The sequence below is a fragment of the Neisseria gonorrhoeae genome (assembly GCF_003315235.1).
GTDB lineage: Bacteria > Pseudomonadota > Gammaproteobacteria > Burkholderiales > Neisseriaceae > Neisseria > Neisseria gonorrhoeae.
The window spans coordinates 69,583-89,020 of the sequence record NZ_QNRU01000005.1; the positions used below are offsets into that span (position 1 = coordinate 69,583).

The following is a 19,438-nucleotide window of genomic DNA, read 5'->3' on the forward strand; positions in this document are numbered from 1 at the left end:
GCGTCCGGAAAAAATGTGTCAATCCTTAATTTTGGAAAAATGGGCGACAAAACGACAAGCATATGAATCAGAAAGACATTAAGACCGATGCCTTAAAAGGATTGCCGTTGTATGAATTTTCACAGCCGTCATCACACCATATTTAAGCCCGATGAGCCGTTCTGCATTTCCCCGCTTAAAACAATGCCGTCTGAACTTCGCCGCGTTCCAAAGCCAGTAAAAACTGTTTGCGGTTCAACCCGCCCGCGTAGCCGGTCAGTTTGCCGTCGCTGCCGATGACGCGGTGGCAGGGAATCATGACAGACACCTTGTTCTGCCCGTTGGCGGCGGCAACGGCGCGGACGGCTTTGGGGTTGCCCAAACGCTGCGCCTGCTCCTTATAACTGCGCGTTTCGCCGTAAGGAATCGCCAAAAGCGCGTCCCACGCCTGTTTTTGAAACGCCGTACCAATCATTTCCAAGGGCGTGGCAAAGGTTTTCAGACGGCATTGGAAATACAAATCCAATTCCTGACGCAAAAATTGCATCCGCCCGTCTTCCCGAAACACAAACCGTCCGCGCAAGGCTTTTTGGACGGCGGCAATTTCCTGCTCCATATGTTTCTGTCCGACAAACTCCAGCAGGCACAATCCCTTAACGCCGAACACCGCCAACATCTCGCCCAAAGGCGTGGCAATGGCGGCACACACCAGCTCGTTCAAGCTGTCGGGATAACGTAATTCCAACAGACGGATGGCGCGGCGGATACGGACATATTCTTCAGGCGCGCAGCCGATATTGTCCCAAAAATCCCGCTCGAACTGCCCGGCTTCGCATTCCGTCAGATTGGGATACGGCATAACGCCGCACTCAAAAACCCGGGTTTCGAGGCAATGGCGGATTTCATCCCATTTTGACGGCAGATTGTTTAAGGAAGGCAGGGTAATCATTCGTTTGCTCCGTATCCCTATCATAAATTTGACGGCGAAATCCCCGATTTCCGCCATTCCCGCACGCCGGTACAGGAACAGGCTGCGGCGGAAACCTTGAGGGTCTGGTTGCGGCAATGCCTAAATATACAATATTTCCAAAGCATCAGGGAAAGGAATGTTTCAACACACAGGACGACACATAAAGCGTCGCCCTATGAAAAATTTCAGACGGCCTTCAAAGGGTCGTCTGAAACCACGATTTTTGCATTTGCGCATTCCGGCACATCATCCAACCGTTTCGGCACATTCCTGCCGCCGTTGACAGCCTATAATGAATCCGCTTATTCATCAAGCAAAGGAATCATCTATGCAAACCCGCATCCTCTCCGCCGTACTGCTGGCTTTTTCAACCGCTGCCTTTGCCGGGGGCGCATTCACGCTGCAATTCGACAACCCGTCCGAAGACGGCGGCTTCACGCAAAACCAGCTTTTGAGCGCGCCTTACGGCTTCGGCTGTTCGGGCGGCAATGCTTCGCCCGCGCTGTCGTGGAAAAACCCGCCCGCAGGGACAAAAAGTTTCGTCCTGACCGTTTACGATAAAGACGCGCCGATCGGTCTGGACCGGATGCACTGGGTGGTCGCCGACATTCCCGCCGATGTCCGCCGCCTGCCCGCAGGCATTACCGCACAATGAGGCAGGCCGCCCAAAGGCGCGCTGCAAACCCGCACGGACTTCGGCGCGCCGGGCTACGGCGGCGCGTGTCCTCCCGAAGGCAGGAAACACCGCTACGAATTCACGCTTACCGCGCTGAAAGTCGCCAAGCTGCCGAACATCACCGCCGAATCCACACCCGTGCTGGTCGGTTTCTCCACTAAGGCAAACAGCTTGGGCGAAGCGAAACTCACGGTCGAACACCGACGCTGACCTGCCCCGTGCGCCGATATGCCGCCGGCTCCGCTTCCGAGCGGACCACCGACGGTACGCAACCGAACAGCTCTTTGAAGCGCGCGCTGAAACGGGACGGGCAGTCATAGCCAACCGCGCCGGCAATCTGCGCTACCGACCATTGCGTAACCTGCAACAGCGTCAGCGCGCGCATCATGCGTACATCCGTCAGCAGCGTACGGAAATTCGTGTCCTGCCGCGCCAACCGCCGCCGCAACGCCGCCTCGCTGCAATTAAGCCGCTGCGCCAGCATTGCCGACGACCAGTCCGCAGCCACATCGGCAGTAATCAGTTTGCGGATTTGCCGCATCAGGTTGACGCCTCCGTACACGGCAAAACCGATGCCGTCATGCTGCAACCACGCCAACACGCCGCATTGTGCGGCACTTCTTCATCCGCCAGTACCGCAGCCGCATAATCAAACGCCGCGCCCATACGCCCGGGGTGCGGCAGCTTCACCGCATCGCACACTGCCTGCGCCGTCCCGTATTGTGCGGCGAACCTTTCTACGGTTTCCTGTTCGAAAGCAATCCATTGCGCCTGATAGAGGCCGTCTGAATCGGGAATATTGATGACGTCAAACGTCTGCCCGCCTGCCAAGCCGACAGCCTCACCCGCCGCAATCCTCAATTCGCGCCCCGCCCACCGCAGCTTCTTGCATCCGCGCCGCACGATAACCACGGTCGGTTCATATACCGCCACGCTGCGGTACAAGGCGGTATGATGTTGCACGATGCCGCCTAAAGCACCCAATCGTTCACGCGTATGAAAGTAATTTGACGGCACGGTTATATTCCTCAATGTTTCAACACACAGGGCCGCACATAAGGCGCAGCCCTGTTTACCCTGATTTGGAAGGGGTTACTTCCCAAAAAATAAACCAAAATTCTACTGCCCTGAAGGGCAGGGTTTCAACCATATTCCGTCGGTGTGCCTGCAACTTAGCTCCCTCCCCTGTGGGGAGGGTCGGAGGGAGGGTAAAACGTGGCAGATACAGACAATATTTCCGTTGCCGTCCCAATGCCCTCTCCCTAACCCTCTCCCACGGGAGAGGGAATGGATTACCGTTCAAATAAATCGCTCTACATAAAAATCAATGCGTTATCTCAAACTCATGTTGGGTCTAATCAGATTGTCGGACATCCATATCCGACAACCAGCCCATCTTTTTTTCAGACGGCCTTTTCAGCCAACAACCGCGCCAATATCCTCTCATACACCGCCGACAGCTTCGGAATATCGTCCAGCCGCACATTTTCGTTGATTTGGTGGATGGTGGCATTGGACGGGCCTAATTCGATGAGTTCTTTCGCAATGGCTTTAATGAAGCGTCCGTCCGAAGTGCCGCCGGTGGTGGACAATTCGGCCTCAACGCCGCAGGTTTCGGCAATGGCGGTGCGTGCCACGTCGGTCAGTTTGCCCGCGTGGGTCAGGAAGGGCTGTCCCGAACACGACCACTGCAAATCGTATTGCACGCCGTGTTTGTCCAAAATGGCGTGGACGCGTTGTTTCAGCCCTGTTTCGGTGGACTCTGTGGAGAAGCGGAAATTGAATTTGACGTTCAACTCGCCCGGAATGACGTTGGTCGCGCCTGTGCCGCCGTTGATATTGGAAATTTGAAAGCTGGTCGGCGGGAAATATTCGTTGCCTTCGTCCCAAATTTCCTGCGTCAGCTCTAACAAGGCCGGGGCAAAAGTATGTATGGGATTCACCGCCAAATGCGGATAGGCGATATGCCCTTGCTTGCCTTTGACGGTCAGGCTGCCCGACAGCGAGCCGCGCCGGCCGTTTTTAATCATATCGCCCAATTTGTCCACGGCGGTCGGTTCGCCGACGATGCAGTAGTCAATCAACTCTCCGCGTGCTTTCAACACATCGACGACTTTGGTCGTGCCGTCCAGTGCATCGCCCTCTTCGTCGGAAGTAATCAAGAGTGCAATGCTGCCTTGATGGTCGGGATGTTCGGCAACAAAGCGTTCGCAGGCGGTAACGAAACAGGCGATGCTGGTTTTCATGTCCGCCGCGCCGCGCCCGTATAATCTTCCGTCGCGCTCGGTCGGTTCGAACGGGGGCGAATCCCATTTTTCAACAGGACCTGTCGGCACAACGTCGGTATGCCCTGCAAAACAGACGACGGGAGCTTTCGTGCCGCGTCGCAACCAGATGTTTTTGGTGTCGCCGAAATGGAGTTCTTCAGCCGCAAAACCGATTTTGTGCAGGCGTTCGGCAAGCAGTTTTTGGCAATCTCGGTCGTCGGGGGTAACGGACGGGCGGGAAATCAACGCTTTGGCGAGTTCTAGGGATTGGGTTTCGGTCATTTTGTTCACTTTGGAAATCAGGTCGTCTGAAATGTCCTGAAGCTGATTTTCAGACGACCTCCGGGTTGGATTGGTGTATAAGACGGGCATTCGTACCCGTCAGTTTTCTGAATCATTTGCCGTGACAGGCTTCGTAAAGCGGCAGTAAATCTTCCACCGTTTCGGCTATCCATTTTGCTACATCCTGCTTGCCCAAATCGTCGCGCTCAATGTGTTTGCCGATGCAGAAAAAGTCTTCGTCGTTTTGCAACCTTCGGTCGGATTCGCTTTGTTGTGCGACGGTGCGGTAGTCGTCATATTCGCTTTCCGCGCCGTGCCACATATCGAATGCGGCGTATTTTTCGGTATCGAAATCATCCAGCCAGCGGTTGTACTCGGGCAGCGCAATCGGCGACACGTCGGCTTTGTAGCAATGCCAGTCCAAGCTGACGCTCAGGCGGCGGCGGTTGAGCAGTATCGACAGGATGGCGGCGGAATTTTTGTATTGGGCGTATTTGAAGTAGGCGAAGAAATGGGCGCGAACCTGCCAGCCGTTACACCAGCGTTCGATATGCGGCGGGGCGAAAGGTTCGCTCAAATCTGCGGCGACCTGCTGTATCAACTGCTGCCATATCTGCCAGTTTTCCTTGTAGTCGGCTTTGATTTGCGGAATGCTCTCGGGCTGGTATTTTTTGAGCTGGGCAAACTGGAAAAACGGGATATTGAACAAATCGCAGCTTTTGGGCGTCAGCATAATATATCCTTGAGACGATTGTTTCAGACGGCATTATTTGCACCGGCGCGCCGCCATGATTTCGCCGATTTCGGTCAGCTTCTCTTCGGGGATAAACGTTTTGCCCATGTCGAACAAAGGCTCTTCAATCGCCAGATGCACATCATATCCCTCCACAAAGCGTTTGAACGCTTCCGCATCGGGGATATAAGCGTTGTCTGCTTCGAGTTTGGCAAATTCGGCGGAAACAGCCGCCCAGTTGTCGTACAGCCCGATATGTTGGCGCAACAGCTCGTCCACGCCTTCACGGGCTTGCGGCGCGTATTGCAGCAGCAGCGGGAAAAAGTTTTCTTCTTCGTCCTCATGGTGCAGCGGCGCGGCAACGTTGAAATACCGGGAGATTTGGCGGATGGTTTGCAAAACAAGCTGATTGCAGCCGTTTTCGGCGATATAGCCCGACAACATAGCAATCTGGCCGCAAAAACGGCGCACTTTGCCGTGGCAGGCATACAGCATTTCAATCGGTTCGGCAAAGGTAACGCTTTGGGTTTCAAACGGATTCATGTTTTCGTTCTCAACGGGGACTTTTCAAGCAGTCATTTTATAATAAAACAGCCTGCACAAAGCAGGCTGTCTGTCTTTTGAAACTTTAAGCGGATTAATCGACCAAAGTCACTTTGCCGTTCATCAAAGCACCGTGACCCGGGAAGGTGCAGGCAAATTTGTAGTCGCCGTCAGCCAATTTGGCAGGATCCAAAGTCAGGGAAGACTCTTCGCCGCCGCCGATCAGTTTGGTGTGGGCAACAACGCGCGCATCGTCAGGTTTGACATAGTCGGTATCGGCAGCACCTACGCCGTCTTTAAATACGCCGTCCATGTCTTCAGCTTTGGCAATCACAAGGTTGTGACCCATGCTGGCTTTGGGTTGCGTACCGGTATGTTTCAGAGTGATGGTGAACTCTTTACATGCTTTGCTGACTTGGATGTCTTTGGTGTTGAACTGCATATTGTCGTTGGATTCGACAGTTGCCGCACAGTTGCCGGCAGCAGGGGCTTCGGCAGCATCTGCAGGAGCAGCTTCGGCGGCAGGCGCTTCGGAAGCGGGTGCTTCACCGGCAGGAGTTGCCTCGGCAGCAGGCGCGGCAGGTTCTTGAGAGCAGGCAGCCAAACCGATAACGGCGGCAGAAATCAGAGCCAGATAAGCTTTCATGGTAAATCTCCAATCGATAAAATAATATTCGGTTTTACGGAAATCAAAGTGCAACCGCCATTAACAAAACCTTGAAAAAGATTCCGCCGTGTTGCACAAACAGATGTTTCGGGGCGGCATTTTGCTACAAACTTCATTTGAAATCAAAGCCTGTTTGCAAGTTTACAATCGTTTACCCAAAAAAAGGGCAATCTTACCCCGAACCTATTTCTTTAATATTAGGGCAGCCGTCCCCCGCCGCGCAAATATTAACGGATATTTACAACATCCCTGCCGGCCGCCTTATGCCCCGTACTTCCTGACCAGCTCCTCCAGTGCCTCCGCCAATTCGGGATGCCGTTCTTCCAACTTTGCCGCCGCCGAATCGAAACTCTCCAACGCAGCCTTACTCAAATGCAGGGTATTGGTTTTCGGCGGTTTTTCCGGTTTTGGAACCAGCCTGACCGAAACAGACCGTATCGAAGCATCAAGCCCTGCCAGCTGCGGCAATACCGACGGGGCAATCATCTTCAAACGCGATGCCGCCATATTGTTTGCCGCCAAAAGGACAAGCCTGCCGTCTTCGATACATGCCGTCTGAAAGTGGGGGTGCAGGTTGGCAGGCAGCAGTTTTTTCACGGCAGCATCCAACCGCCGCCACTGTCCCGCCTGTTTCAAAAGTCCGGAAAGCAGCGCGTCCCGCCTGCCCAACTGTTCCAAATTCATAAAACATACACCCCAAAAGATTGAAATACCGCAAACGCGCCTTTATTTCAGACGGCATTAGCACTTTGCACAAACGCTTGTGTTAAAATCGCGTTTTCGCCCCACTATTATATCAGGCGCAGGAATTATTCATGCTGACAAACATTGCCAAGAAAATCTTCGGCAGCCGCAACGACCGCTTGCTGAAACAATACCGTAAATCCGTTGCCAGAATCAACGCGCTCGAAGAACAGATGCAAGCCCTAAGCGATGCTGATCTGCAAGCCAAAACTGCCGAATTCAAACAACGCCTCGCCGACGGTCAGACTTTGGACGGCATTTTGCCCGAAGCCTTCGCCGTCTGCCGCGAAGCGTCCCGCCGCGTACTCGGTATGCGCCACTTCGACGTGCAGCTTATCGGCGGTATGGTGCTGCACGACGGCAAAATCGCCGAAATGCGTACCGGCGAAGGCAAAACCCTGGTCGCCACCCTCGCCGTCTATCTCAACGCGCTGGCCGGCAAAGGCGTGCACGTCGTTACCGTCAACGACTACCTCGCCTCGCGCGACGCAGGCATTATGGAGCCGCTCTACAATTTCCTCGGTCTGACCGTCGGCGTGATTATTTCAGATATGCAGCCGTTCGACCGTCAAAACGCCTACGCTGCCGACATTACCTACGGCACGAACAACGAATTCGGCTTCGACTACCTGCGCGACAATATGGTAACCGACCAATACGACAAAGTGCAGCGCGAATTGAATTTTGCCGTTGTCGATGAAGTGGACTCCATCTTGATTGACGAAGCGCGCACCCCGCTGATTATCTCCGGTCAGGCAGACGACAACATCCAGCTCTACCAAATCATGAACACCGTTCCGCCCCACCTCGTCCGTCAAGAGACAGAAGAAGGCGAAGGCGACTATTGGGTCGACGAAAAGGCACATCAGGTCATCCTGAGCGAAACAGGTCACGAACACGCCGAACAAATCCTGACCCAAATGGGGCTGCTGGCAGAAAACGACTCGCTGTACTCGGCGGCAAATATCTCCCTGATGCACCACCTTATGGCAGCATTACGCGCGCACTCGCTGTTCCACAAAGACCAACATTACGTTATCCAAGACGGCGAAATCGTCATCGTTGACGAATTTACAGGCCGTCTGATGTCCGGCCGCCGCTGGTCCGAAGGCCTGCATCAAGCCGTAGAAGCCAAAGAAGGCGTGGAAATCAAACGCGAAAACCAAACCCTCGCCTCCATCACCTTCCAAAACTATTTCCGCCTGTACACCAAGCTCTCCGGTATGACCGGTACGGCAGATACCGAGGCTTTCGAGTTCCAAAGCATCTACAACCTCGAAACCGTCATCATCCCGACCAACCGCCCCGTACAGCGCAAAGACTTCAACGACCAGATTTTCCGTTCCGCCGAAGAAAAATTCGAAGCCGTCGTCAAAGACATCGAGGAATGCCACAAACGCGGGCAGCCCGTCCTCGTCGGTACGACCAGCATCGAAAACTCCGAACTGGTCTCCCGCCTTCTGCAAAAAGCCGGACTGCCGCACAACGTCCTCAACGCCAAAGAACACGAACGCGAAGCCCTGATTGTCGCCCAAGCCGGCAAAGTCGGCGCAATTACCGTCGCCACCAATATGGCGGGACGCGGTACGGACATCGTTTTAGGCGGCAACCTGAAGCACCAAACCGATGCCATCCGCGCCGACGAAACCTTGAGCGACGAAGAGAAACAGGCACAAATCGCCGCACTCGAAAACGGCTGGCAGGCAGAACACGATAAAGTGATGGAAGCAGGCGGTTTGCACATCATCGGTACGGAACGCCACGAAAGCCGCCGTATCGACAACCAGTTGCGCGGACGTTCCGGCCGTCAGGGCGACCCCGGATCCAGCCGTTTCTACCTCTCGTTTGAAGACCCGCTGTTGCGCCTCTTCGCACTCGACCGCGCCGCCGCCATCCTCAACCGCCTCGCCCCCGAACGCGGCGTTGCCATCGAGCACAACCTGCTGACGCGCCAAATCGAAGGGGCGCAACGCAAAGTCGAAGGCAGAAACTTCGATATGCGCAAACAGGTTTTGGAATACGACGACGTTGCCAACGAACAGCGCAAAGTCATTTACAGCCAGCGCAACGAAATTCTGACCAGCAAAGACATCGGCGACCTGATGCAGGAAATCCGTTCTGATGCCGTCAGCGACCTCGTGGATACCTATATGCCGCCCGACAGCATGGAAGAACAATGGGACATCCCGACACTGGAAAACCGCCTGGCTGCCGAATTCAGGCTTCAGGAAGACATCCAATCCTGGCTGAAGGCGGACAATGCGATTGACGGTCAAGACATCAAAGAGCGCCTGATCGAACGTATCGAAAACGAATATGCCGCCAAAACCGAACTGGTCGGCAAGCAGGCAATGGCTGATTTCGAGCGCAACGTGATGTTGCAGGCCATCGACAACCAATGGCGCGAACATCTTGCCGCCATGGACTACCTGCGACAAGGCATACACCTGCGCAGCTATGCCCAGAAAAATCCGAAGCAGGAATATAAACGCGAAGCCTTTACCATGTTCCAAGACCTGTGGAACGGCATCAAATTCCATATCGCCTCCCTGCTTACTTCGGTTCAAATCGAACAAAACCCTGTCGCGGCGGTTGAAGAGCAACCCGTCGGCAACATCCAGTCCATCCATTCCGAATCGCCCGATATAGAAGAACTTTTGGGTCAGTCGCAAACCGATCTGGTTACCGAAGCCTTTAATCCCGATGGGACGGATTTCAGCCCCGAAGCCTTGGAAGCGCGGGGACAAATCGTCCACCGCAACGACCCCTGCCCCTGCGGCAGCGGTTTGAAATACAAACAATGCCACGGCAAATTGGCTTAAGCGTTTGAACGCAAATGCCGTCTGAACATCCGGTTTCCGGCTTCAGACGGCATTTTGCCTGAACCGCCACATCCGACCGCCATTCCGAAAAATCCCGATTTCGTACCGTCCGTACCGAAAACAGACATCCCGTCCCCCCACATCATGATTCCATCCGACTTCATTGACGAGCTTCTGGCCAAAACCGATATTGTCGGCATCATCGACGAGCAGGTTCCGCTGAAAAAAGGCGGGGCGAACTATATGGCGTGTTGCCCGTTCCACAAGGAAAAAACACCGTCGTTTTCGGTCAGTCCGACCAAGCAGTTTTATCATTGTTTCAGTTGCGGGGCGCATGGTTCGGCGATTGGTTTTGTGATGGAACATCAGGGACTGTCGTTTCCGGAGGCGGTTCAGTTCCTTGCCGACCGCGTAGGTATGATTGTGCCTAAAGTGCGCGGGCAGAACGATAATCCCGAAGTCCGTGCCGAGCGCAAGAAAAAACAGCAGACGCTGGAAGAAACGACGGCGGCGGCAGCTGATTTTTACGCGCAGCAGCTGAAATTCAATCCGGCTGCGAAAGCTTATTTGGACAAACGCGGCTTGAGCGCGGAAGTCATCGCGCATTATGGTTTGGGCTACGCGCCCGACGGCTGGCAGCCTTTGGCGCAAGTGTTCCAACCGTATCCGAATACCGCGTTGGTGGATACGGGGATGGTGATTGACAATGAGGGGCGGCATTACGACCGCTTCCGCCATCGGATTATGTTCCCCATCCGCAATCCGCGCGGGCAGGTCATCGGTTTCGGCGGCAGGGTGCTGGACGACTCGAAACCGAAATATTTGAATTCGCCCGATACGCCTTTGTTCGATAAGGGGAAAAACCTTTACGGCTTGTATGAGGGGCGTGCTGCTGTAAAAGAGGCAGAACGGATTTTGGTGGTCGAAGGCTATATGGACGTGGTCGCGCTGGCACAGTTCGGCGTGGGCTACGGTGTGGCGGCCTTGGGCACGGCGACGACGGCGGAACACGTCAAAATCCTGATGCGGCAGGCGGACAGTATTTATTTCTGTTTCGACGGCGACAGCGCGGGGCGAAAAGCGGCTTGGCGCGCGCTGGAAAACGCGCTGCCGCAGTTGAAAGACGACAAATCGCTGCATTTTTTATTCCTGCCGGAAGAACACGACCCCGACAGCTACATCCGCGCCTACGGCAAAGCGCAATTTGAAGACGCGCTTCTGAATCAAAGCAAGCCTTTGTCGGAATATTTCTGGGAACACCTTTCAGACGGCATTCATCTCAATACGCAGGAAGGCAAGGCGGAATTGGTGAAAACCAGTTCGCCGCTTTTGGTGCAGATTACCGCACCGGCATTGGCTTATTTGTTAAAACAACGGCTTAGCGAGCTGGTCGGCATCGACCCCGACAACCTCGCGCAACTGCTCGGACAGGAAGCGCCAAAGCGGCACGTCAAACAAAAAAACTACAAACTGCCTCCGATTTCCGTCAAACAGCCCGTTATGCCGACATTGGTGCAACGGCAAATCCGCAGCCTCTTGATAAATCCGGATTGGGCTGCATATATAGACCTGCCCGATTATCTGGCGTTGGACGGCGATTTCGCCTGCCTTGCCAACCTCGCCGAAACCATTAAAAACCATCCTTCCGTGCCGGCAACCGCACAGGTTTTGGAACATATGCGCGGTTCGCCCTACGAAGAAACAATCGACCGCATCTTCCGGTCGGCCCTTCAATCGGAAGAAATGGAAGGCGGCGGCGAAGAAGATTGCGAAAACTTCCAAATCGGCATCAAAAAACTGCTCAATGAGTTAAAATACAGCCAAATTGAAACATTAAAACAAAAAAGCCTGCAATCCGGCTTAAATGAAAGCGAGAAAAAACTTTTGCTGTCGCTGCTGACCGCAAAACAAAATTGACCGGCGGATTCCGCCATCTGTAAACCGTTATGCCGTCTGAAAAGCATTCACCCCGGCTGCAACAACGACACCTGCAGAACACCCATCCCAAAAAGCCTTCAGACGGCATCAGAGTACCCTACTTTGCCACGCCTTCAGGTGCGTCCAAACGCAAACCGTCGGCATCTTGCCAACAGAAAGCAGACAATGTCCAAAAACCAAAATCACGAAGAATACCAAGACGATGCCCGCCCCCTGACGATTGAGGAACAACGTGCGCGCCTGCGCCAACTCATCATTATGGGCAAAGAACGCGGCTACATCACCTACTCCGAAATCAACGACGCACTGCCCGACGATATGTCCGATGCCGATCAAATCGACAACATCGTCAGTATGATTTCCGGTTTGGGTATCCAAGTTACCGAACACGCCCCTGATGCGGAAGACATATTGTTAAGCGACAATGCCGCCGTTACCGACGATGATGCCGTCGAAGAAGCCGAGGCCGCCCTTTCCAGCGCAGATTCCGAGTTCGGCAGGACGACCGACCCCGTCCGTATGTATATGCGCGAAATGGGACAGGTCGACCTGCTGACCCGCGAAGACGAAATCATCATCGCCAAAAAAATCGAAAACGCCCTGAAAAATATGGTTCAGGCCATCTCCGCCTGCCCGGGTTCCATTGCGGAAATCTTAGAACTCATCGAAAAAATCTGCAAAGACGAAATCCGCGTCGACGAAGTCGTAGAAGCCATTATCGACCCGAATGAAGTATTGCTCAACGAATTGGGCTTGGGGCACTTGGAAACCACAGCACCCGAGAAACCTTCCAACGACAATTCGGACGAAAACGAAGACGACGAAGAATCGGAAGAAGATGCGGATGAAATCTCGGCAGCCAATCTCGCCGAATTGAAACAAAAAGTCATCGGCCACTTTGCCCAAATCGAAAAAGACTACAAAAAAATGATCGGCTGTTTGGAAAAACACCACAGCCGGCACAAAGACTATCTCGCCTACCGCGACGCGATTGCCAACAAACTGCTGGAAGTCCGTTTCGCCACCCGGCAAATCGACAGCCTCAGCAGCAGCCTGCGCGGAAAAGTAGAAAACATCCGCAAACTCGAACGCGAAATCCGCGACATCTGCCTCGACCGCGTCCATATGGAACGCGACTACTTCATCCAAAACTTCCTGCCCGAAATCACCAATCTGCAATGGATTGAAGAAGAAATCGCCAAAGGCAGGGTTTGGAGCAACGCACTCGACCGCTTCCGCCACGCCATCCTCGAAAAACAAACCGAGTTGGCGGATATGGAAAAAGAAACCCGCATTTCCATCGAAGAGTTGAAAGAAATCAACAAAAATATGGTGTCGAGCGAAAAAGAAACCGCAGCCGCCAAACAGGAAATGATTCAGGCAAACTTGCGCCTCGTCATTTCCATTGCCAAAAAATACACCAACCGTGGCTTGCAGTTCCTTGATTTGATTCAGGAAGGCAACATCGGCCTGATGAAGGCGGTCGACAAGTTCGAATACCGCCGGGGCTACAAATTCTCCACCTACGCAACCTGGTGGATCCGCCAGGCAATTACCCGCTCGATTGCCGATCAGGCGCGTACCATCCGTATTCCGGTACATATGATTGAAACCATCAACAAGATGAACCGCATCTCGCGCCAACACCTTCAAGAAACCGGCGAAGAACCCGATTCCGCCAAACTTGCCGAACTGATGCAGATGCCCGAAGACAAAATCCGCAAAATCATGAAAATCGCCAAAGAGCCGATTTCGATGGAAACCCCCATCGGCGACGACGACGATTCGCACTTGGGCGACTTCATCGAAGATGCCAACAATGTTGCGCCGGCCGATGCGGCAATGTACACCAGCCTGCACGAAGTAACCAAAGAAATCCTCGAAAGCCTGACACCGCGTGAGGCAAAAGTCCTGCGTATGCGTTTCGGCATCGATATGAACACCGACCACACGCTGGAAGAAGTCGGCAGACAGTTTGACGTAACGCGCGAACGCATCCGTCAAATCGAGGCAAAAGCACTCCGCAAGCTGCGGCATCCGACAAGAAGCGACCGTTTGAGAAGTTTCTTGGACAGCGAAGACAGCAAGCTGTAAACCAAAAAACCGCAGGTTTCAAATACCTGCGGTTTTTTCTTACACAATAAACAACGCTTCCACATATCCCACACTCCCATCCCGTTTCGCCAACAACTCCGGCTGACAGATTTCCACCAGAGAGCAGGCTTTGCAGCGTTTGCCGTAGTCGGGCGGCGGGGTTTGTCCGCTGTTTAAGAGTTCGCGGACGGCGGCTATAGTTGCGAGGGTTTGGGCGCGTAGGCCGAGACCTTTGCAAAAATAGTCTGTTAACGAAATTTGACGCATAAAAATGCGCCAAAAAATTTTCAATTGCCTAAAACCTTCCTAATATTGAGCAAAAAGTAGGAAAAATCAGAAAAGTTTTGCATTTTGAAAATGAGATTGAGCATAAAATTTTAGTAACCTATGTTATTGCAAAGGTCTCAGGCCGTCTGAAAACACGACGGGGACACGGTGGCGGGTTTGCATATACCACAGCGCGCCCTCAGAGACGGTTTGCCCCGTCATTTCTTCCAAGCACAAGCCTTGGGCGCAAAGCTGGATTTCATCCCCCGGGTCAGGTTTGGGCTTGCCTCGTTTGTATTCCACAGGTTTCAGACGGCCTGTTTTTGTATCCACTTCCACCAAATCCAATATGCCGCTGATGCCCAGCTTATCCGCCAAAACATGCACTGTCCACTCAAAGCGCACGCCCTTGCACGTTTCCGGATCGCCCGAATCTTTGCCGCAATGATATTGCACGCAATCGGCATGGGACTTTGCTCCGACACCCGATACTGCGCCCGACGCAACAGCACATTGCCGTTCTGCCGCCCCTGAAGCCGTCCCAAATAACACCCGTTTTCGGTAAAAAACGCCAAATTCACATTATTTTCGCCGCAAAACCCCAACAGAAACGGCGACACAAGCACATTCCCAAAACAGAAAATATGCCCGATGGAATGCACCGGTAACTGCGCCACCTTCTTACGCTCCTGCTCCACCACCAGTGTCTCCCGCTCCTTATGCAGATAGCTGCCTTGGGTGGTGATGTAGAGTGTGTTTTGCAGTTTGCGCATGGGAAAACTCCTTAGGTTTTGACCGTGCTTTTGGGGTTAAACGAGGGGCTAGCTAAAAATTAGATTTTATCTTCTGCCGGATCAACTTTATACCAATGCTCACGATTTCTTTTACACTCTAATGCTGGTGTAGTTCTTGTTACCCTTCTTTTCTTGCTACCATCAGAATAACGTATATTCTCCCACTCGATTGGCTTATTATAATATTTCATTTCTCCACCGCACTGTGGACATTGAGAAATACTAATTTTCTCTAGACTTAAACGATGCCCCATACCGCTAATAGCATAATTAAAAACTAATGGGTATCTAGTTTGATACTTAGTAATTCTGCGTAATGTAATAGTGATAAGAAATAATACAGCAATAGCTATTAAAATAAATATATAAGTATTATTTATTTCACTTTGTATCATAGTTTTACCATTTACTAAATATAATATGGGTTTAACTATACAATTATAAATAGGTAATAGCCCTGCTAAAGAAATCAGAAAACTAGCCCATGTCAGCCAAGCCATCGTAATGGGGCTTCTCCAAATTGGTTCCGGGGTGTATGTGGCTATTTCGTTTTCATTTATTGAATTTGGTGTATTTTGAGTATGTACATTATGAACATCACCATTAACTATTTGAGTATTCCCATAAAAATTAGCATTTTTAAAATCATTTTTTTGTGTCATGTTTTCCTTAGATATCTTGAAACTTCAATAGAATATTATTCAGAATTAAATAATATTAAATATGCCCTGAGGTTAGCTGGTTGGGTAAAACAGCATAACCCAACCTGTATGTATTGAATCTATTCTATGACAACAAGTATACTAATCGTCTTCTAAACCCAGTCTTTCTCTTTCTTCTCGTATTTCCTCTAAATCATTTTCACTAAGCTCTCGTTCAAGGTGATAGAATATTATATTTGCATTATCCAGTATTTTATCAATTTCATCTGAATATCTATCTGCAAAATCACCTTCTTCAAGCTCGTCGATATGTTTCGACAATAAGTCTTGTGGCAAACCGCTTTTTAACCCGAGAAAGTCATCATGAAAAGTATAAACTCGGTCATCATGTCCAATATCCACTAAAATATCTACGACATTCTCTACAGTAGGATTTTCTAACTCTAGTTTTTCACCAACATCAGATAGATTGCTAAATTGATGTTCTATATTTCTTGTCATTTACGACTCCTTAAAATGTGTAATTACAATTGAGCATGATTGCTCGTTTTCAGAAATTGCGATTAATTTGGAAGATTCAAGTTAATTAACGTAATAGTTTTTTTCAAATAAAATATTACTCCCCAAACAACCCCTTCACATATCCCACACTCCTATCCCGTTTTCCCAGCAACTCCGGCTGGCAAATCTCCGCCAGCGAGCAGGCTTTGCAGCGTTTGCCGTAGTCGGGCGGCGGGGTTTGGCCGCTGTTTAAGAGTTCGCGCACGGCGGCGATGGTGGCGAGGGTTTGGGCGCGCAGACCGTCTGAAAACACAACGGGGACGCGGTGGCGGGTTTGCATATACCACAGCGCGCCCTCTGAAACGGTTTGCCCCGTCATTTCTTCCAAACACAAACCTTGGGCGCAAAGCTGGATTTCATCCCCCGGGTCAGGTTTGGGCTTGCCTCGTTTGTATTCCACAGGTTTCAGACGGCCTGTTTTTGTATCCGCTTCCACCAAATCCAATATGCCGCTGATGCCCGGTTTTTCCGCCGAAACGTGTACCGTCCGCTCAAAACGCACGCCCTTGTGCGTTTCGGGCTCGCCCGAATCCACCCGCTCATGCAGTGCCTTGCCCTGCGCGGTCAAACAGTTCTCCGCCCACGCCTGCGCGTTGTGAATCAAAGCACATTGACGCGGGCAGAAGGCGTAGTGTTGCAGGGCGGAAAGGGGAATCAGGCGCGTATCCTGATTTTCCCTTTGGGTTTCGGTTAAAAGTGCGGTCATCTTTTGCTACAAACAAAAAATTTTTTCTATCCATTCATCTTTATCATATGGACCATGAATACTTTTAAAGCATCCTCTACTTTCAACATTTCTATCTAAATTTTTAACTATCCAATCAACGACACAGATAATTTTGTTCGTTTCAGAAATAACCCCCTTAACGATTCCAATATGTAAAATCTTAATTTCAGACGATCCTTGACCTTTCATGCGTTTGATTGCAATTCGATCACCTACTTGGATTTTTTCTCCTTTTGCAAATTGATCTGGTTGTTGAGAGGATTCCCACTCCAAAACCCAGTAACCATTTTCAACAAAAAATTGATCTTGATGCCCCTGCCCTCCCCAAGAGGCTCCAACTAGCCAATATTTCATATCGTTACTCCTGATTTATTGAAAACTTACAAATACTCTTCCACACTCACGCCATTTAGCCCGTCTGAAACCACGCTGATTTTGTAATCGCCAAAACCGCTTGCGGGCGTACCTGATTCGCCGTTTACGCGTTCGACTTTTACGGTGTCAAACAGTTTATGTGCAGGCTGGCTGCCGAGTGCGCTGTCGTGTTTGAAAACAACCAGTTTGCGTGCCGCCATTTCGCCACGGGCGGCTGAGCGGTCGTGTTCAAACATCAACGTCAGGGCTTGCCAGAGTTTGGCTAAGTCGTCGTCTGAAAAACCGGTTTTGGCGGCAAGGTTGGCGGAGATAAAGCCATGCACGCGGTAGACCACGTAAGGGACGATGTATTTGCGCCCCATGGTGCGTTCTTTTTCCAAGTCTTTTTCGTTGGTTACCGCCATGCGTGTGATGGAAACTTCCGGCGGCACAATCGGGTCGATGGATTGGGCAAACGCCAGTTGTACCGGGCCGCGCACTTGTCCGCTGTTGACTTCGGTGGTCATCACAGCGCCGAAGGTTCGGATATCGAAGAAGTTTTTACACATCCACGCGGTAATGTCACGGGCTTTGGCTTCGTCCTTCGGCAGTTTTTGGCTTCAGACTCAATGCCGAGTGCTTCATAAGCGCGTTTGTTTTGCAGGTTCAGCACGCTTTTTTCTTTGACGTAGATTTCGTAACCGGCTTCGTTTTCGCTGCTGATTTCGACAAAATTACGGATTTTGCGTTTCAGGCAGACATCGGTTACCAAGCCTTTGGATGTTTTCGCTTTTGCCCAGCACGGCAGTTTGCAACAAGAGCCGCCAAATAGACGGCGGCGTTTTCCACGCACAAGGCTCAAGGGCTAAATCTTGCCAATGATGCGCCAAGTTTTCCGCCAGCTGCCCAAATGTGGTGTCCAGCCAAAACCGAACAGAAATCCGCGCAGCATTGGGGGCAAGCCCCAAGATGTAAAAACGGGTATTGGGAGAGAGTTCAGGCGCAATTTCTTGCAGCGGACGACCTTTGCCGATTTGTTCCAATACGTTGAAAATTTTGGCGCTTTCTTGTTCGTCATCCGACGGCGTAAACACTTGCGCGAAGAAGCCTTCGGCAGCCTGCGCCGTGGCGTTATAGTGGATTAAATTTAAACCGGTACGGCGTTGCCTCGCCTTGCCGTACTATTTGTACTGTCTGCGGTTTCGTCGCCTTGTCCTGATTTAAATTTAATCCACTATATCATCCGCTTCCGCCCAAAAGACCGTGCTGGCATCGCCTATGGTCAGGCAGTGATTATTTTCGCGGCGCAAGAGATAGTTCAGCGCGGTGGTGTAGGCAAAGGCGGATTGTTCGGAAACAGGCGCATTTGCGCCTTGCTCTTTTCCGAAAGAGGAAAAGGCTTCTTTATTAAACGAAATAATCGAACCGCCGGAGCTTTGCCCGCCAAACACGCCTTTAATCGCCGGATGCAGCCGTGCAATCGGCGCGGTGTCGCCGCTAATCAGGCATAAGCTTTCGAGTGCTTCATCACTTTTCAGGCAGCCTGCCCACAAGGTTTGCGCGGCTTCGCGTTTATGGATAAGAGCGGTCGGTTTTTCAAGAGAAAATGCGGTGTTGGAATCAAGCATTTCGGCAGGCAGGTTTTCGGCAGCGAAATGTGCAGGCTGCCAGTTTTGCAGAAAACGGCATAAGGCTTGTAAACCTTCGTCTTCGCTGTTTTGCAGTAAATCGAGATGGTATTGCTTGAAGGCTTCAAAGGTTTTTTCAGACGGCGTAAACGGTTTTTCTTTGGCTTCGGCTTTGTTTTTATTGGCTTCCACGCCAAGCGCGTAGGCGGTTTTATCCCACAAAAAATTCGGTTTGATACCCGACGTGCGTTTTTCAGGGCGCGGCACACTCATCAGCTTCGGCTGCGGCTTTTTATCGGCAGTCAGATTCGGCACAACGGTTTTCAGACGACCTTCTTTATCCAACACCAAAATCCAGCCGATTTTCTCCTCGCTAAAACCATAAGACGGCACTTTCGGGTTGCCCGTTTCATCGGTTTCCGTTGCCAAACGGCGGTAATAGCGGACAAGGGACGCAAGAATCATGCTTTCACCTCCTCGGCGTAAAACGGCGGCACATCAATCAAGCCGTCTTTCATTTGCGTGCGGAAAAAATGCGGCGTGTTGCCGTGATCAAAATCAATATCGTGCAGCATCCAGCCCAAATCGCGGTTTGCCTCGCTTTCCGATAACGCCGACGGCGGCAGCGGTTCACCCTTATCCGCGCTTTCGCCATTTGCCCTTTCAGGCTGCGGGCATAGGGGCGGAACAGGCGGCGGTCGAATCCTGTTTCATCCGGACAAACGCGTTG

At 51.7% G+C, this 19,438-nt stretch carries 14 protein-coding genes and 8 pseudogenes; 4 read left to right on the forward strand and 18 right to left on the reverse strand.

Features of this window, described 5'->3' with window-relative positions; translation table 11 throughout:
- Positions 1-175: 175 nt before the first annotated feature.
- Positions 176-928, reverse strand: coding sequence for a methylated-DNA--[protein]-cysteine S-methyltransferase (locus DFR77_RS04085; protein ID WP_010358329.1), 753 nt, complete (start codon positions 926-928; stop codon positions 176-178).
- 349 nt (positions 929-1,277) lie between these two features.
- Here DFR77_RS04085 and DFR77_RS13295 point away from each other — a divergent pair.
- Positions 1,278-1,835, forward strand: a pseudogene (locus tag DFR77_RS13295) (YbhB/YbcL family Raf kinase inhibitor-like protein).
- Here DFR77_RS13295 and DFR77_RS04100 read toward each other — a convergent pair.
- The 6 genes and pseudogenes from DFR77_RS04100 to DFR77_RS04135 all read right to left on the reverse strand — a co-directional run bounded on the left by DFR77_RS04100 (position 1,813) and on the right by DFR77_RS04135 (position 6,801).
- Positions 1,813-2,609, reverse strand: a pseudogene (locus DFR77_RS04100) (helix-turn-helix transcriptional regulator). The pseudogenes DFR77_RS13295 and DFR77_RS04100 overlap by 23 nt on opposite strands.
- Before the next feature lie 419 nt (positions 2,610-3,028).
- Positions 3,029-4,174 carry a succinyl-diaminopimelate desuccinylase gene (gene dapE, locus DFR77_RS04105; RefSeq protein WP_003688278.1) on the reverse strand — a complete coding sequence of 382 codons (1,146 nt, stop codon included), beginning with the start codon at positions 4,172-4,174 and terminating at the stop codon, positions 3,029-3,031.
- Positions 4,175-4,286: 112 nt separating this feature from the next.
- A complete protein-coding gene (locus DFR77_RS04110) occupies positions 4,287-4,907 on the reverse strand; it encodes a glucose-6-phosphate 1-dehydrogenase (protein ID WP_003688277.1) in 621 nt (206 codons plus the stop codon).
- A gap of 33 nt (positions 4,908-4,940) precedes the next feature.
- Positions 4,941-5,450 (reverse strand): hemerythrin domain-containing protein, encoded by a 510-nt coding sequence (locus tag DFR77_RS04115; RefSeq protein ID WP_003688276.1) that lies wholly within the window; start codon positions 5,448-5,450, stop codon positions 4,941-4,943.
- Between the two features lie 94 nt (positions 5,451-5,544).
- The gene (gene azu, locus DFR77_RS04120; protein WP_003688275.1) at positions 5,545-6,096 is read right to left on the reverse strand and encodes an azurin; all 552 of its coding nucleotides are present in this window, start codon (positions 6,094-6,096) and stop codon (positions 5,545-5,547) included.
- 282 nt (positions 6,097-6,378) lie between these two features.
- A complete protein-coding gene (locus DFR77_RS04135; protein ID WP_003688269.1) occupies positions 6,379-6,801 on the reverse strand; it encodes a DciA family protein in 423 nt (140 codons plus the stop codon).
- A 131-nt stretch (positions 6,802-6,932) separates the two neighbouring features.
- Between DFR77_RS04135 and secA the strand changes: the two genes are divergently transcribed.
- The 3 genes from secA to rpoD all read left to right on the forward strand — a co-directional run bounded on the left by secA (position 6,933) and on the right by rpoD (position 13,715).
- Complete coding sequence (gene secA / locus DFR77_RS04140; protein WP_003688267.1) at positions 6,933-9,683, forward strand: preprotein translocase subunit SecA; 2,751 nt, start codon at positions 6,933-6,935, stop codon at positions 9,681-9,683.
- A 144-nt stretch (positions 9,684-9,827) separates the two neighbouring features.
- Entirely contained in the window at positions 9,828-11,600 is a 1,773-nt protein-coding gene (gene dnaG, locus DFR77_RS04145; RefSeq protein WP_003688265.1) for a DNA primase, read from the forward strand.
- 186 nt (positions 11,601-11,786) lie between these two features.
- On the forward strand, positions 11,787-13,715 hold the full coding sequence (gene rpoD / locus DFR77_RS04150) for an RNA polymerase sigma factor RpoD (protein ID WP_003699819.1): 1,929 nt from the start codon (positions 11,787-11,789) through the stop codon (positions 13,713-13,715).
- Between the two features lie 39 nt (positions 13,716-13,754).
- Here rpoD and DFR77_RS04155 read toward each other — a convergent pair whose 3' ends face one another.
- The 11 genes and pseudogenes from DFR77_RS04155 to DFR77_RS13970 form a co-directional block, all read right to left on the reverse strand.
- Positions 13,755-13,982, reverse strand: a complete 228-nt coding sequence (locus tag DFR77_RS04155) for a CRISPR-associated protein Cas4 (RefSeq protein ID WP_010951158.1) — start codon at positions 13,980-13,982, stop codon at positions 13,755-13,757.
- A gap of 135 nt (positions 13,983-14,117) precedes the next feature.
- A pseudogene (locus DFR77_RS13965) lies at positions 14,118-14,438 on the reverse strand (CRISPR-associated protein Cas4); the annotation flags it as partial.
- Positions 14,399-14,755 (reverse strand): annotated as a pseudogene (gene cas1, locus DFR77_RS04165) (CRISPR-associated endonuclease Cas1); the annotation flags it as partial. The pseudogenes cas1 and DFR77_RS13965, both read right to left, overlap by 40 nt.
- Before the next feature lie 59 nt (positions 14,756-14,814).
- The gene (locus tag DFR77_RS04170) at positions 14,815-15,438 is read right to left on the reverse strand and encodes a hypothetical protein (RefSeq protein WP_003688258.1); all 624 of its coding nucleotides are present in this window, start codon (positions 15,436-15,438) and stop codon (positions 14,815-14,817) included.
- 141 nt (positions 15,439-15,579) lie between these two features.
- Positions 15,580-15,939, reverse strand: a complete 360-nt coding sequence (locus DFR77_RS04175; RefSeq protein WP_003704167.1) for a hypothetical protein — start codon at positions 15,937-15,939, stop codon at positions 15,580-15,582.
- 115 nt (positions 15,940-16,054) lie between these two features.
- The gene (gene cas4 / locus DFR77_RS04180; RefSeq protein ID WP_003693370.1) at positions 16,055-16,705 is read right to left on the reverse strand and encodes a CRISPR-associated protein Cas4; all 651 of its coding nucleotides are present in this window, start codon (positions 16,703-16,705) and stop codon (positions 16,055-16,057) included.
- Between the two features lie 6 nt (positions 16,706-16,711).
- On the reverse strand, positions 16,712-17,080 hold the full coding sequence (locus DFR77_RS04185) for a hypothetical protein (RefSeq protein WP_003704171.1): 369 nt from the start codon (positions 17,078-17,080) through the stop codon (positions 16,712-16,714).
- Positions 17,081-17,106: 26 nt separating this feature from the next.
- Positions 17,107-17,867, reverse strand: a pseudogene (gene cas7c, locus DFR77_RS04190) (type I-C CRISPR-associated protein Cas7/Csd2); the annotation flags it as partial.
- A 19-nt stretch (positions 17,868-17,886) separates the two neighbouring features.
- Positions 17,887-19,173 (reverse strand): annotated as a pseudogene (gene cas8c, locus DFR77_RS04200) (type I-C CRISPR-associated protein Cas8c/Csd1); the annotation flags it as partial.
- Positions 19,170-19,349: pseudogene (locus DFR77_RS04205) on the reverse strand (type I-C CRISPR-associated protein Cas5c); the annotation flags it as partial. The pseudogenes cas8c and DFR77_RS04205, both read right to left, overlap by 4 nt.
- A pseudogene (locus DFR77_RS13970) lies at positions 19,325-19,438 on the reverse strand (IS630 family transposase); the annotation flags it as partial. The pseudogenes DFR77_RS13970 and DFR77_RS04205, both read right to left, overlap by 25 nt.

Bases quoted from the DNA above. Each gene is read 5' to 3' on its own strand.
- rpoD (WP_003699819.1), top strand. From the start codon at position 11,787: ATGTCCAAAAACCAAAATCACGAAGAATACCAAGACGATGCCCGCCCC.
- azu (WP_003688275.1), bottom strand. From the start codon at position 6,096: ATGAAAGCTTATCTGGCTCTGATTTCTGCCGCCGTTATCGGTTTGGCT.
- DFR77_RS04110 (WP_003688277.1), bottom strand. From the start codon at position 4,907: ATGCTGACGCCCAAAAGCTGCGATTTGTTCAATATCCCGTTTTTCCAG.
- secA (WP_003688267.1), top strand. From the start codon at position 6,933: ATGCTGACAAACATTGCCAAGAAAATCTTCGGCAGCCGCAACGACCGC.
- cas4 (WP_003693370.1), bottom strand. From the start codon at position 16,705: ATGACCGCACTTTTAACCGAAACCCAAAGGGAAAATCAGGATACGCGC.
- DFR77_RS04155 (WP_010951158.1), bottom strand. From the start codon at position 13,982: ATGCGTCAAATTTCGTTAACAGACTATTTTTGCAAAGGTCTCGGCCTA.
- DFR77_RS04085 (WP_010358329.1), bottom strand. From the start codon at position 928: ATGATTACCCTGCCTTCCTTAAACAATCTGCCGTCAAAATGGGATGAA.
- DFR77_RS04170 (WP_003688258.1), bottom strand. From the start codon at position 15,438: ATGACACAAAAAAATGATTTTAAAAATGCTAATTTTTATGGGAATACT.
- DFR77_RS04175 (WP_003704167.1), bottom strand. From the start codon at position 15,939: ATGACAAGAAATATAGAACATCAATTTAGCAATCTATCTGATGTTGGT.
- dapE (WP_003688278.1), bottom strand. From the start codon at position 4,174: ATGACCGAAACCCAATCCCTAGAACTCGCCAAAGCGTTGATTTCCCGC.
- dnaG (WP_003688265.1), top strand. From the start codon at position 9,828: ATGATTCCATCCGACTTCATTGACGAGCTTCTGGCCAAAACCGATATT.
- DFR77_RS04185 (WP_003704171.1), bottom strand. From the start codon at position 17,080: ATGAAATATTGGCTAGTTGGAGCCTCTTGGGGAGGGCAGGGGCATCAA.
- DFR77_RS04135 (WP_003688269.1), bottom strand. From the start codon at position 6,801: ATGAATTTGGAACAGTTGGGCAGGCGGGACGCGCTGCTTTCCGGACTT.
- DFR77_RS04115 (WP_003688276.1), bottom strand. From the start codon at position 5,450: ATGAATCCGTTTGAAACCCAAAGCGTTACCTTTGCCGAACCGATTGAA.